The organism is Cobetia sp. Dlab-2-AX, assembly GCF_024124625.1.
Classification (GTDB): Bacteria; Pseudomonadota; Gammaproteobacteria; order Pseudomonadales; family Halomonadaceae; genus Cobetia.
This window is the reverse complement of record NZ_JAMXRV010000015.1, coordinates 21,942-35,470: the sequence shown is the minus strand read 5'-3', so window position 1 is coordinate 35,470 and position 13,529 is coordinate 21,942. Positions and strand designations below refer to the sequence as shown.

The window sequence follows — 13,529 nt, the reverse complement described above, 5'->3', positions numbered from 1 at the left end:
CGAACTCGGAAGTGAAACCGCTTAGCGCCGATGGTAGTGTGGAGTTTCTCCATGTGAGAGTAGGTCATCGTCAGGCACTTATCCCGAACCGCCCCTGTAGCCTTGCTGCAGGGGCGGTTCTCTTTGTACACGGAAAAAATGTGCGCAGGAAAAGTTGTGCAGAGAGTCCTGCATGCGAATTAGCTGTGGGCGAGAGAAAAGCTTTGCCCAAGCAACGTGCACATGACACAAGAAGGCCCCTGTCGAGATATCGACAGGGGCCTTTTGTCTTCAGGGCCAGTGAAGTTTCAGTGCACCATCACATCAGGGCGAGATTTCGTAGAGCTCGATGGGCGTACCGTCAGGGTCTGACAGGAAGGTGAAGCGGGCGCCGGTGTATTCATCGACACGTATCGGCTCTGGCGTGGCGCCACGGGCGATCAGCAGCTCGACACAGGTATCGATGTCTTCTGTCGCCAGCGCCAGGTGACGAAGCCCACAGGCTTCCGGATAGCTGGGGCGCTCAGGCGGAGAGGGGAAGGAGAACAGCTCCAGCTGGATACCGCCCGGCAGGAGCAGGTCGAGCTTGTAGCTGTCGCGGGCCTCGCGATAGGCCTCGTTGATCACCTGCGCATCCATGACCTCGAGATAGAAGCGCTTGGCGCGTGGGTAATCAGCGGTGATGAGCGCCACGTGATGCACTTGCGTCAGAGGCAGGCGGGGGGGCGAGGGTGAGTCCGAAGCCATGGTGAGACTGTCCGTTGTCATGTTGTGCTCCTGAAGCGTGTTAGGCGCGATGAATGATGCGGTGAACTGTGCAATGAGCCGGGCGGTGAGCTTGTGAGAGACATTCTGATCAAAGAAGGCGCCCACAGGGCGCCTTCTTTGATTGGTGCAATCACAGGCCGGGCCGTGCGCTATCTCAGCGACACAGGGTTTCCAGGGCTTCGATCAGGCTGTCCATCTCGGCATCGGTACCGATGCTGATACGCAGATAGTCACGTAGTGTGTCGGTGTTGAAGTGGCGCACCAGGATGCCCTGTTCGCGCAGGCCGATGAACAGCTTGCCGGCATCGTGGGTCGGGTGAGTCGCCAGTACGAAGTTGGTCTGCGAGGGCAAAATCTTGAATCCCAGCGCGGCCATGCGATCGCGCGTCTGCTCGCGGGTGGTGATGACTCGCGTGCGGCACTCATCGAAATAAGCGGGATCACTGAGCGCGGCGACGCCGACCTGTTCGGCCAGGCGATCGATGGGGTAGGAGTTGAAGGAGTCCTTCACGCGCTCCAAACCCTCGATCAGCTCACGCGAGGCCACGGCATAGCCAAGACGAATGCCCGCCAGGCTGCGCGATTTCGAGAAAGTGCCCGACACGACCAGGTTCGGATACTGATGAATCAGCGGGATGGCGCTTTCGCCGCCGAAGTCCACGTAGGCCTCGTCGACCAGTACCACGCTCTGCGGATTGCGCTCCAGCAGCGCGGCAATCGCCTTGCGGCCATGGCCATGCCCTGTCGGGGCGTTGGGGTTGGCGAAGATGATGCCGCCATTGTCGTTGCCGAAGGCTTCCAGGTCGACTTCCCAGTTGTCGGTCAGCGCGATGCTGCGCGACTCGATGCCATACATGCGGCAGTAGACCGGGTAGAAGCTGTAGCTGATGGACGGCAGCAGCAGCGGCTTGTCCTGACGGAAGAATGCCTGGAAGGCCAGCGCCAGCACCTCATCGGAGCCATTGCCGACGAAGACTTCCTCGGCGGCCACATGGAAGGTATCAGCCAGGGCGGTGCGCAGTGAGCTGGAGCTCGGGTCCGGGTAGCGGCGCAGATCAGAGGCATTGAACTCGCGCAGCGTCTGCTCCACGGCGGGCGCCGGCGGGTAGGGGTTCTCGTTGGTGTTCAGCTTGATCAGCTGCTCACGCGGTTGTTCGCCGGGGACGTAGGGGGTCAGGTCGTGGACCTGGGGGCTCCAGTACTTGCTCATGATTTCTCGCCGCTGGTGACAGTGCATGACCCGTGTCATGGATGCTTTTCATGTTGCCCGCTGGATCGTCGCGGTACAAGCTCCGGCAGGCTCTCGGCCTGAGCCTGAAGCGTGCCGACTGGTGCAGCTTTGCACATTGTTGCCATGCCAGCATTATTCTCGTGCGATGCGCGTGCTTGAAGCAGCGCGTGGTGTACCGCATGTCATAGGCATGCTTGCCCAGCTTGCGCGACTTAGTGCGATGAGGACGCTGGGCGAAGACCTGCAATTCAAGGAGCCCCGATGACTGCCAACACCAATGCCCCGTACGCCGATACCCTGCTCGATCCGGTCAAGCTCGGTGATCTGACCCTCCCCAACCGCATCCTGATGGCACCGCTGACACGAGCTCGTACCCCCGACAGCGTGCCTGGTGAGCTGCAGCAGGCCTATTACGGTCAGCGTGCCGGTGCCGGCTTGATCATCAGCGAGGCGACCAACATCTCGCCCACCGCACGTGGCTATGTCTACACGCCGGGTATCTGGACCGATGAGCAGGAGGCGGGCTGGAAGGGCGTCGTCCAAGCGGTGCACGCCAAGGGCGGCCGCATGGCGCTGCAACTGTGGCATGTCGGGCGCGTCTCGCATGAGATGGTGCAGCCGGACGGCCAGCAGCCGGTCGCGCCGAGCGCCCTGCGGGGTGAAGGCGCCCAGTGCTTCGTCGAGTTCGAGGACGGCACCAGCGGACGTCATCCCACCAGTACGCCGCGCGCCCTGGAGACGGACGAGATTCCCCAGCTGATCGAGGACTATCGCCAGGCCGCCGTGCGTGCCAAGCGCGCCGGTTTCGACATGATCGAGGTGCATGCCGCCAATGCCTATCTGCTCAACCAGTTCATGGCCACCGGCACCAATCAGCGTACTGACCAGTACGGTGGCTCGGTCGAGAACCGTGCGCGCCTGACGCTGGAAGTCGTCGATGCCGTCGCCGAAGTCTTCGGCCCTGAGCGTACCGGCATCCGCCTGACGCCTTTCATCGAGATCTTCGGTCTGACCGATGACGAGCCGGAAGAGATGGCCTTCTACATGGCCGAGCAGCTCTCCAGACGTGGCATCGCCTATGTGCACGTCAACGAGCCGGACTGGGCCGGTGGCGACATCAAGTTCAGCGATGACTTCCGTCGTGCTCTGCGCGAGCGCGTCACGGGCGCGCTGATCTTCTGCGGCCATTACGACGGTGAGAGCGCGGCTCGCATCATCGATGAGGGTATCGCGGATGCCGTCGCCATCGGGCGCCCGTATATCGCCAACCCGGACCTGGTCGAGCGCATTCGCCTCGGCGCTGAGCTCAACGAGCAGGACCCGGATACCTTCTACGGTGGTGGTGCCAAGGGTTATACCGACTATCCGTTTCTCGACAATGGCCATGATCGCCGCGGCTGAGGCCGACACGATTTAGCGAATGGTGTTCGATAAACGCCATCGGGGCTGGCCTCCCGGGGCGGATACCCGCTATTCTTGAGCGTGGAAGCTTGTGAGCGGTCTGCCTGCCAAAGCGGGCAGACCGCTCGCCGTCGATAGCGCTGACGCTGCTATCGAGTCATCGCCTTAAGGAGGATTCAATGCAGATCAGGACTCTGATGGTGGGAGCCGCGCTGATGGTCGGTCTCGCCGGGTGCGCATCAACGGCCCAGACCAATGACGGTGCCGCTGACAACAGCGCTACCGAGACAGCCAGCGAGCAGGTTGCCGTCTACAAGGGCACCCTGCCGTGTCGTCGTTGCACGGGCATTGACCTCGATGTACGCCTCAAGGGTGCCGAAGAGGCAGCCCAGGATGAGCGTACCTTCAGTCTCGATGCCACCTATCGTGATCATCCGCAGCAGCCGGATCCAGAGCATTACGAAGGCCAGTGGGACGTGCTGTCCGGCACCGTGACGGACCCGAACGCGACCGTCTATGAGCTGACGCCGGACGGCGAAGGCCAGACCTACTACTTCCTGCGTCTGGATGCCCAGACCCTGGAGCTGGTCGACCCGCAGAAGCGTCGCTTCCAGAACGGTGAGACATTGCGCCTCAAGCGCCAGTAAGCGTGCCGTGCGCCACAAGGCGATCGTGAGCACAAGGAAGGCGGCGCAAGCCGCCTTCCTTGTGTCTGGCCGTTGGAAATCCGCGGCTGACGACACTTCATCATGACGCCGAGAATCACTTCTTCCCGACAGGATTGTCTGATGGCGAAAGCAAAGAGCGCCTTCGTATGTACCGAATGCGGTAGCGAATTCTCGAAGTGGCAGGGCCAGTGCAGCGGCTGCCGCGAGTGGAACACCCTGCAGGAAATCCGCGTCGGCGCCACGGTATTGCCCGGCGCCGCCCCCGCTGCGGGGGCCGTCGCCGGTGGTGCCGCGCGTAGCGCCAGCAATGGGCGGGGCGGCTACGCCGGCACGCTCAGCGACAATGTGACCGATCTTTCCAATGTCTCGCTGGCCGAAGTGCCGCGCTTCTCCTCGACCTTCGGCGAGTTCGACCGCGTGCTGGGCGGCGGGCTGGTGCCGGGTTCCGCCGTGCTGCTCGGTGGCCACCCGGGGGCCGGCAAGTCGACGCTGCTGCTGCAGACCGCCTGCAAGCTCGCCCAGCAGAAGCGCTCACTCTACGTCACCGGTGAGGAATCGCTGTCGCAGGTGGCGATGCGCGCCCATCGTCTGCAGCTGCCGACCCAGGGTCTCAAGATGCTGGCCGAGACCAGCGTCGAGACGATTCTGGCCACCGCCGAGCGCGAGAAGCCCGAGGTGCTGATCATCGACTCCATTCAGACCATGCATCTGGAGGATCTGTCATCCGCGCCGGGCGGTGTCTCGCAGGTGCGTGAGTCCGCCGCCGCGCTGACCCGCTTCGCCAAGCGAACCAATACCGTGCTGCTGCTGGTCGGCCACGTGACCAAGGACGGCTCGCTGGCCGGGCCCAAGGTGCTGGAGCACATGATCGACGCCTCCCTGCTGCTGGAGGGCGATGGCGATTCGCGCTTCCGCACGCTGCGTGGCCAGAAGAACCGCTTCGGTGCGGTCAACGAGCTGGGCGTGTTCGCCATGGTCGAGCTGGGCCTGAAGGAGGTGAAGAACCCCAGCGCGATCTTCCTGTCGCGCAGCGAGGAGCAGTCCTCCGGCAGTCTGGTGATGGTGGTGTGGGAGGGCACGCGACCGATCCTGATCGAAGTGCAGGCCTTGCTGGATGACTCGCCGCTGGGCAATCCCCGCCGTGTCGCCGTCGGTCTGGACGGCAATCGTCTGTCGATGCTGCTGGCAGTGCTCAACAAGCATGGTGGCCTGTTCACCGGCGATCAGGATGTCTTCCTGAACGTGGTCGGCGGGGTCAAGGTGCTCGAGACCAGCGCCGACCTCGCGGTGCTGTGTGCGGTGGTCTCCAGCCTGCAGAACCGCCCGCTGCCGCGTGAGCTGGTGGTGTTCGGCGAGGTGGGGCTGTCCGGCGAGATCCGTCCGGTGCCGAGTGGCCAGGAGCGCATTGTCGAGGCCGCCAAACACGGCTTTACGCGCGCCATCGTGCCCAAGGGCAATGCCCCCAGGAACCCGCCCAAGGGCATGACCATCGTGGCGGTCGACAAGCTGTCCCAGGCACTGGAAGCCCTGTGACATCTGCGCCTGGCGCGTGAGTCTGCCGCACGGGGACATCGTGGTGTGATGCTGCATACAACGAACAAGGCCAGCCTCTCGGCTGGCCTTGTTCGTATGGGGTTTTCTCCGAGCACGAAGCTCAGTCCTGCTTGTCAGTCCTGCTTGTCAGTCCTGTTTGTCAGCCTGGCGGGCGGCGTGAGCACAGGCCTTGAGGCGTGAGACCAGAAGCTCGACACCGCGCTCGCGCATCAGCGCCTCATTGCGCCCTGGCACTTCTTCGACATCGCCTGCGTAGGCATTGATGGCGGCTTCGACCGAGCTTTCGCGCAGCAGGTGCAGCATCGGGTAGGGCGAGCGGTTGGTGTAGTTGGCCGCGTCGTCTTCCTCGGTGTCCTCGAACACGTATTCCGGGTGGAAGCTGGCCAGCTGATAGATGCCCTCGTAGCCCTGCATCTCGAGCAGCGCCTCGGCATAGTCGAGCAGCTCGAGGTAGGTATCGAAGTCGCGGAAGCCGTCCTTGAAGATCACCAGCGTCGTCTCGGCATCGCGATTGGCGTCCAGGTTCAGCAGCTCGTCGCCGAGTGCCTGCAGGCTGCGCTCGAGTCCTGCACCGGGCACCACGGCATACTGGATGCTGTTGCGTGCCATCTCGCGCGCGGCAAACGGGCACAGATTGTCGGCGATGATGTGCGTCTCGACCCACTGGCGCGTGGCGTCGATGGCCTCGGCTTCGCTGGCATCCAGCGGCGGGGTATAGCCACCCGCCGTCTCGGGAGTCGTGGTATCGGTCGGCGTAGCGTCGGTGGTCATGGCGTCAGGGTCCGCAGCGGTGTCAGGAGCGGGTATTGTCACTGCTCGGGCGCGGCATGGCCAGCGCCGTGTCTTCTCGCCTCTCTTCGTTTCTCGTTATCGGGCTTCTTCAACCTGAAGTTGTCGCAGGGCCGCAGGTGGTCGCCGAGCATGTGGCGGCCCTGTTTCATCAGTGATTTCAGCGATAGACTTATCACCGCTGGTTTCAAGCCTGCCCCGAGTACGCTCAGGGACATCGCGGCTGCCGGCTGACGATTTCTTTCCTGCCTCGCCACGGAGATACTTCTTGTCCGCTGATACTCCGCCTCCTCCCTCGCCGCCCTCCGAATCTCCCGAATCTACCGAGAGGGCAGAGGGGCCCGAGCACACCAGTGCCGCGGCCTATCGTCTGTCGCGGCTGCTGCCCTTTCTCGGCTGGATGCGTCAGCTGTCGCCCGCGGATGCGCGTTCTGACCTGATCGCGGGCCTCAGCGGCGCGGTGCTGGTGCTGCCCCAGGGGGTGGCCTATGCGTTGATCGCCGGCCTGCCACCGGCGCATGGGCTGTATGCCGCCATCGTGGTGGCGATCATCGCCGGCCTGTTCGGCAGTTCGCGGCATATGGTCAGTGGCCCGGCCGCGGCGATCTCGATGGTGGTGTTCGGCACCGTCTCGACCCTGGCCGCGCCGGGCAGTCCCGAATACCTGCCGCTGGTGCTGGCGCTGACCTGCATGGTCGGCATCATCCAGCTGTCGTTGGGGCTGATGCGCATGGGGGCGCTGGTCAATCTCATCTCGCATACGGTGGTGATCGGCTTTACCGCCGGTGCCGGGGTCTTGATCGCGACCAGTCAGCTCAAGCACCTGTTCGGTATCGCGCTTGGCGATGCCTCGAGCTTTCTCGGCACCTGGTGGGCGCTGCTCAGGCATCTGGACGATACCTCGTGGGCAACACTGATTACGGGACTCAGTACCTTGCTTGCGGCCGTGCTGGTCCGGCGGCTGAATCGCAAGCTGCCATGGATGCTGGTGGCGATGGCCGTCGGCTGCGGTGTCGCGGCATTGCTCGGCGGCAGCGCGGCAGGTATCCCGATGGTCGGCGCTCTGTCCGGCAGTCTGCCGCCGTTTTCCCTGCCGCCGCTGGGCTTTGACACCCTGCGCTCGCTGGGTGGGGCGGCCTTCGCGCTGGCGGTGCTCGGCTTGATCGAGGCGGTTTCCATCGCGCGCGCCATCGGCGTGCGCTCGCATCAGCGTATCGATGGCAACCAGGAGTTCATCGGCCAGGGTCTGTCGAATCTGGCGGGCAGTTTCTTCTCGTGCTTCGCCGGTTCCGGCTCCTTCACGCGCTCCGGCGCCAACTATGATGCCGGTGCCCGCACCCCGCTGTCGGTGGTGGTGGCGGCGCTGATCGTGCTGGCGGTGCTGTTGCTGGTGCCTGACGTGACCGCCTGGCTGCCGTTGCCTGCGATGGCGGGCCTGATCATGGTGATCGCCGCCAACCTGATCGAAGTCGGTCATATCCGCCAGATTCTGGCCGTCAGCCGCGAAGAGGCGGTGGTGCTGGTGATCACCTTCCTCGCCACTCTGCTGTTGCCGCTGGAGTTTGCCATCTTCGCCGGGGTGCTGGTCTCGCTGGTGCTGTATCTGAACCGCACCTCACGGCCACGGCTGGTCGAGATGGCGCCAGACCCGGAACATCCGGAGCTTGGGGTGCGCAATGCCGAGCGTTATCAGCTGGCTCAATGCCGAGAGGTGGTGATTCTGCGCGTGGATGGCTCGCTGTTCTTCGGGGCGGTCGACCACGTCCAGCGCAAGCTGGCGCGCTATACCGGCAAGCACGTCATCCTGCTGGGCACCGGCTGCAACTTCATCGATATCGCGGGTGCCGAGATGCTCGAGATCGAGCAGCGTCGCCTGCGCGATGCTGGCGGCAGTCTCAGCATGTGCGGCTTTCGCATGTACGCGCTGGAAGTGATGGAGCGCGGTGGCTTCCTCGAGCGCATGGGGCGTGAGAACTACTTCCATACCGCCGAGGCGGCGATCGCCTCGCTACGTGACTCGGTCGCCGAAGCGCATCGCGCCCACGGTGATCAACCCGCTGCCTGCCCCGACTGTCAGTTGTTCGGCCCGGCCGGGATCGGGCCGGGGCAGGGGATGCGCCTGACGCCACCGTTGGCGTGAAAGCACAAGGCTGGGGGCGGCTGCACGCTTGCGATAGAATATGGCCCCTTGATGGTGCGGCCAGCCAGCTAGTCGCCGCCCATTGCCTCAATCCTGTTCTGTCTGCCGAGAGATGCCCATGAGTTTGCCCACCGTGGCGGCCAGCTGCGACCTGATTCGCGACGGCCGTCCGTTGATCGATGTGCGCGCGCCGGTCGAGTTCGCCGCTGGTGCCTTGCCGGGTGCCGTCAATCTGCCACTGATGGATGATGAGGAGCGTCATCGCGTCGGGCTGCAGTACAAGCAGGTCGGCCCGGAATCGGCGGTACATCTTGGCCATCAACTGGTCAGCGGCGGGATCAAGCGTGCGCGTATCCGCGCCTGGGTCGAGCACATCGAGCGGCACCCTGACGCGATTCTCTACTGCTTCCGCGGCGGCATGCGCTCCCAGCTCAGTCAGCAGTGGTTGCAGGAAGCAGGGATCGAGCGCCCACGCATCGAGGGCGGTTGGAAGGCCATGCGTCAGCAGCTCTGTCAGCATATCGATGAGCGTGCCGAGCAGGCCCCGATGCTGTTGATCGGCGGGCTGACCGGCTGTGCCAAGACTGAGCTGATCCATGCGCTGGACAATGGCATCGACCTGGAAGGCTGTGCGCGCCACAAGGGTTCGGCCTTCGGCCGTCACCCCTTCCCGGCGCCGAGCCAGATCGACTTCGAGCACCGCATCGCCGCCGAGATGCTCACGCTTGAGGATGAAGCGCCGACCATCATGGAAGACGAGTCGCGCTTCATCGGCAGCGTCAACATTCCGCTCGCCACCTGGCGCGCGATGGAGCAGGCGCCGCTGATCCGCGTCGAGATGCCGCTGGATTGGCGAATCGTGCAGATTCAGAAGGACTATATCGAGGGGCTATGGTCCACCTACAGTCGTCACTATGGTGACTTCCTCGGCTGGACCCTGATGCAGCGCCAGCTGCGTCAGGCACTGCTGCGTCTTCGCAAGCGCCTGGGCAGTGCGCGTCTTGCTCGTCTGGTGCGCATGCAGGACATCGCCTTCCAGGAGCACAAGCGCGGCAATCCAATGGCCCATGAAGGCTGGCTGGCACCGCTGCTCAGCGAGTATTACGACCCGATGTACCGCTATCAGCTCGAGAAGCACGAGCGCACCTTCCTGCACGTCGGCGACTGGGACAACAGCCTCGCCTTCGCGCGTGAGTGGAGCGCCAATCACCGCTGGCAGCGCTGACCTCCCTCATGGGCGCGGTCAGTACTCACGCATTCAGCCAGTCCACCAGCAGGCGGTCCAGCAGGGCCGCCTGACGATCAAAGCGCTTCGGATCCTCCAGCAACGCCTCGCGTGATTGCACGCCAATGCCCTCCATGGGCGCGGGATGGTGGGCCAGGCGGTCCTGCGTGGCCAGGGCTCCCATGTGCGGATGGAAGTTGAGCGCCACCACGCGGCCCTCATCCCAGCTGAAGCCGGCCACTGGCGTGTGCTCGCCGCTGGCCAGCAGCTCGCAGTCTTCCGGCAGGCCGCAGATCTCCTCATGCCACATCAAGGCCGCGAACTCGGCGGGTAGTCCCAGCGGGCACTCGTTGCTGCGCGTCAGCGTGGCCCAGCGACGCTGCGGCACCACGGCGGACGAGACGATCGCCCCCATCTGCTCGGCGATCAGTCGCGCCCCCAGGCCAATCCCCAACAGTGGGCGATTGCTGTTCAGCGTGCGCCGAATCAACTTGCGCTGCAGGCGCAGCGACTGCTGTTCGGCGGGCGAGGCTGTCTTTGCGGCGCTCGACAGGCGTTGCGGACCATCCAGCACCACCAGCGCATGAAAGTCATCGATGCCCGGCAAGGCTTCGCCTGCCAGCGGGAAGCTGGTGTTGAAGCTGTGCCCCATGCCGGAAAGCCAGTCCTTGAGGCGTAGCGGACTCTGCCAGTCATGCGCTAGCGTTGCGGTATCGGCGGCTGAATCTGGTTCAGCGTCAGGGAGTTGCCCCTGATGTATGAAGTAAAGATGCATGGCTTCATCATGCGTGAGTGCCATGTCAGCGTAAAGGCCCCAGTGTCGGCGTCCCAGTACCTGCATCTCAGCACCTGCACAGGGCGAACCAGCCGCGTCACGACAAGGAGAGAACCGCATGCGAGCCGAACTGCTCAAACAGATCTACACCGTGGTGGCGCAGATTCCTGAAGGCCGCATCACCACCTACGGGCGTATCGCCAAGATGACCGATGGCGCCACTGCCCGCATGGTCGGTTCGGCGATGCGTCACCTGCCGGATGGCCATCAGTTGCCGTGGCATCGCGTGATCAATGCCTCGCTCAAGGTCACCGAGCACGGCGGAGCGGTGCGCCAGCGGGAAAAGTTGCGCAGCGAAGGCATCCTGTTCGATGGTGCCGGTCGCGTGCCGACAGAGTGCCTGTGGCCCTAAGGTATGCAACAGCATGGCAGCGCTCGAGCAGGGTCGCGTTCATCCGGCCACGCGCGGGCGCTACCCTTTCGCCTATCCTATCGCATACCCTATAGCGACCTTCGGTGACATCGTGGCTGGCACAGGCAAGACGCCAGCGCGGACGCCGCATATTGAATAGTGAAGTGAGAATAGAGCCGTCATGACTCAGCCTGTATCCGGTTTCCGTGCGCGCCTTGATGCGCTGGCCCCCGTGCGCCGTACTGCCTTCATGGCGGCGCTGACCGAGCGACTCCTGCCCAATGCCGGCTTCTACGCCGAAGCCAACGGCACGGCCAGCGCGCTGGACACCACGCGTGAGCTGCGCAAGCTGCTGGACCTCGTCTGGGAGCAGTTGCGCGTGCGCGATGCCAAGATCGATTTCTCGCTGCAGGCCGAGAAGGTCACCGCCTTCGAGCCCGCCGAGGAAGATGACAGCTTTGGCGCGCGCCGCGCCCTGGAAGCCGTGATGGCGCTGACCGCCTGCATCGATGTGCTGATCAGCGAAGAGCCGGAAGCCGCGCTCAAGATCAGCCGTCTGTCCGCCGATGGCGTGCGCGCGCTGATCGACCTGCAGGCCGGTGAGGGCATCGAGCAGGAAGCGCTGGAAGCCATGATTCGCGAGCATCCGTTGATGATCGATGAGCGTGATTTCCAGGACGCCGTGCTCGAGAGCGTCGAAGCCCCGCAGCTGTCCCGCGATGACTGGCGTGCGCTCAAGCAATTGGGCCGCAATGAAGATGTCAGCAATCTCGGGCTATCCTTGCAGGACTGAGCGGCCCGATTCGGGCCATCCTGGTGCCAGTGATGACTGGCCAGCCGTTATTGGAGAGACAGATGAGCGACACCCGTCAGCAGGATTCTTCTCCGATGAACGCAGCGCTGAATGGCGTGATTCAGGCGCGTCTGGACGCCATGCGTGAGCGTCTCGCGCAGCCGACGCTGGGCGCGGCGGATGTACATGCGCTGCGTGTCGACTGCAAGCAGCTGCGCGGCTGGTGGCAACTGCGGCGTGAGTCACTGGGCAAGTCGGCGGTGAGTGAGCATCAGGCGCGTCCGCGCGCCGTCGCCAAGGCATTGGCCGGGCCGCGCGAGGCGCACATGCTGCGCAAGACCCATGGTCGCGCCTACGCTTGGGTGGATGAGCGCAGTCAGCGCCTGCTGGATGCGCTGCGTCCGGGGCTGACCAGTGCCTCGCTCAGCGAGCCCGAAGGCGAGCTGGATCACGCGCCCCTCGAGACGCTGCTGAGCGAGGAGCGGGCGGCCTGGCAGGCGGTACCGCTGACGGTGGAGGAGCTCGACATCGGGCTGGAGTTCAGTCGTCATCGCATCAGCAAGCTTGCGGCGCAGGTGGTCAGCAAGCGTGAGATCGAGACGTCTCACCGGCTGCGCAAGTGGGTCAAGTACCGCATGTTCCAGTTGGCACTGGCGCACGAGGCGCTGGGTGAGGCAGCCGCGCGGAAGCTCGAGTCACCGAGTCACGGACGGCGCCGCGAGCCGGAACTGCTCGACAAGGCGGCCGCGCGGCTGGGCAATCAGCATGACCTGGCGGAGCTGGCGCTGTGGGTCGGGGAGCGCGTGATGCTGCCCGCCGCCGAGAAGCACCTGGTCGCGGACATCATGACGCTTGCCGACCAGCGACTCGCGCAGGCGCTCAAGCCGCTGAAGAAGCTGGGCTACGTCTGAGCACTGTTCTCGCCTGAGCCGAAGTTGCGTCTCTGCAGACAAGAACGCCGCCATTCCCTGAGGAAATGGCGGCGTTCGCGTTTCTGCCTGAACTACCCTGCGGCTGCGCTTACAGGCGCATCTCGATACCACGTTCGGCCATGTAGGCCTTGGCTTCGGGGATGGTGTACTCGGCGAAGTGGAAGATGCTGGCGGCCAGCACCGCATCCGCACCGCCTTCAAGCACGCCATCCACCAGATGGTCGAGGGTGCCGACACCGCCGGAGGCGATCACCGGCACGCTGACGGCGTCGGAGATGGCGCGTGTCACACCGAGATCGAAACCGGCCTTGGTGCCATCGCGGTCCATGCTGGTCAGCAGCAGTTCACCGGCGCCCAGCTCGACCATCTTCTTCGCCCACTCGACGGCGTCGAGTCCGGTCGGCTTGCGGCCACCGTGGGTGAAGATCTCCCAGCGCGGTGTCTCGCCGTCCTGGCTGACGCGCTTGGCGTCGATGGCGACCACGATGCACTGGCTGCCGAAGCGTTCCGCGGCTTCGCGCACGAAGTCCGGATTGAACACGGCCGCGGTGTTGATCGAGACCTTGTCCGCGCCGGCATTCAGCATGGTGCGAATGTCTTCACAGGTGCGGATGCCGCCACCCACCGTCAGCGGGATGAATACCTCACCGGCGATGCGCGACACCATGTCGACCGTGGTGCCACGGTTGTCGACGCTGGCGGTGATGTCGAGGAAGGTGATCTCGTCGGCGCCTTGCTCGTTGTAGCGCTTGGCGACCTCGACCGGGTCACCGGCATCGCGGATACCGACGAAGTTGACGCCCTTCACGACACGACCGGCGTCGACGTCCAGACACGGGATGATGCGTTTGGCGAGTGCCAT

At 64.3% G+C, this 13,529-nt stretch carries 13 protein-coding genes; 8 read left to right on the top strand and 5 right to left on the bottom strand.

All coding sequences use genetic code 11. From position 1 onward, the window contains the following. Positions 1–303: 303 nt before the first annotated feature. A complete protein-coding gene (locus NH396_RS16775; RefSeq protein WP_253065006.1) occupies positions 304–747 on the bottom strand; it encodes a VOC family protein in 444 nt (147 codons plus the stop codon). Between the two features lie 154 nt (positions 748–901). Then, the gene (gene hisC, locus NH396_RS16770) at positions 902–1,957 is read right to left on the bottom strand and encodes a histidinol-phosphate transaminase (protein ID WP_253065004.1); all 1,056 of its coding nucleotides are present in this window, start codon (positions 1,955–1,957) and stop codon (positions 902–904) included. A 282-nt stretch (positions 1,958–2,239) separates the two neighbouring features. Here hisC and NH396_RS16765 point away from each other — a divergent pair, with 282 nt between their 5' ends. From NH396_RS16765 to radA, 3 genes are all read left to right on the top strand, one after another. Then, positions 2,240–3,379 carry an alkene reductase gene (locus NH396_RS16765; RefSeq protein WP_176675955.1) on the top strand — a complete coding sequence of 380 codons (1,140 nt, stop codon included), beginning with the start codon at positions 2,240–2,242 and terminating at the stop codon, positions 3,377–3,379. Between the two features lie 179 nt (positions 3,380–3,558). Then, entirely contained in the window at positions 3,559–4,026 is a 468-nt protein-coding gene (locus NH396_RS16760) for a copper resistance protein NlpE N-terminal domain-containing protein (protein WP_043336742.1), read from the top strand. Positions 4,027–4,167: 141 nt separating this feature from the next. Beyond that, a complete protein-coding gene (gene radA, locus NH396_RS16755; RefSeq protein ID WP_166019612.1) occupies positions 4,168–5,580 on the top strand; it encodes a DNA repair protein RadA in 1,413 nt (470 codons plus the stop codon). A gap of 147 nt (positions 5,581–5,727) precedes the next feature. On the opposite strand, the gene NH396_RS16750 is transcribed toward radA, so the two are convergent. Further along, positions 5,728–6,372, bottom strand: a complete 645-nt coding sequence (locus NH396_RS16750; RefSeq protein WP_253065002.1) for a DUF1415 domain-containing protein — start codon at positions 6,370–6,372, stop codon at positions 5,728–5,730. 286 nt (positions 6,373–6,658) lie between these two features. On the opposite strand from NH396_RS16750, the gene NH396_RS16745 reads away from it, so the two are divergent. Together NH396_RS16745 and mnmH are read left to right on the top strand one after the other, a co-directional pair. Then, positions 6,659–8,530 carry a SulP family inorganic anion transporter gene (locus NH396_RS16745; protein ID WP_253065000.1) on the top strand — a complete coding sequence of 624 codons (1,872 nt, stop codon included), beginning with the start codon at positions 6,659–6,661 and terminating at the stop codon, positions 8,528–8,530. 118 nt (positions 8,531–8,648) lie between these two features. Then, complete coding sequence (mnmH, locus tag NH396_RS16740) at positions 8,649–9,755, top strand: tRNA 2-selenouridine(34) synthase MnmH (RefSeq protein ID WP_253064998.1); 1,107 nt, start codon at positions 8,649–8,651, stop codon at positions 9,753–9,755. Between the two features lie 25 nt (positions 9,756–9,780). On the opposite strand, the gene NH396_RS16735 is transcribed toward mnmH, so the two are convergent. Then, positions 9,781–10,530: a type 1 glutamine amidotransferase gene (locus NH396_RS16735; RefSeq protein WP_253064996.1), complete on the bottom strand. Its 750-nt coding sequence runs from the start codon at positions 10,528–10,530 to the stop codon at positions 9,781–9,783. A gap of 118 nt (positions 10,531–10,648) precedes the next feature. On the opposite strand from NH396_RS16735, the gene NH396_RS16730 reads away from it, so the two are divergent. From NH396_RS16730 to NH396_RS16720, 3 genes are all read left to right on the top strand, one after another. Beyond that, a complete protein-coding gene (locus NH396_RS16730) occupies positions 10,649–10,942 on the top strand; it encodes an MGMT family protein (RefSeq protein WP_253064994.1) in 294 nt (97 codons plus the stop codon). Positions 10,943–11,123: 181 nt separating this feature from the next. Further along, positions 11,124–11,735 (top strand): DUF416 family protein, encoded by a 612-nt coding sequence (locus NH396_RS16725; protein WP_054555215.1) that lies wholly within the window; start codon positions 11,124–11,126, stop codon positions 11,733–11,735. Positions 11,736–11,797: 62 nt separating this feature from the next. Next, positions 11,798–12,646: a CHAD domain-containing protein gene (locus tag NH396_RS16720; RefSeq protein WP_253064992.1), complete on the top strand. Its 849-nt coding sequence runs from the start codon at positions 11,798–11,800 to the stop codon at positions 12,644–12,646. 109 nt (positions 12,647–12,755) lie between these two features. On the opposite strand, the gene hisF is transcribed toward NH396_RS16720, so the two are convergent. After that, on the bottom strand, positions 12,756–13,529 hold the full coding sequence (hisF, locus tag NH396_RS16715) for an imidazole glycerol phosphate synthase subunit HisF (protein ID WP_176675964.1): 774 nt from the start codon (positions 13,527–13,529) through the stop codon (positions 12,756–12,758).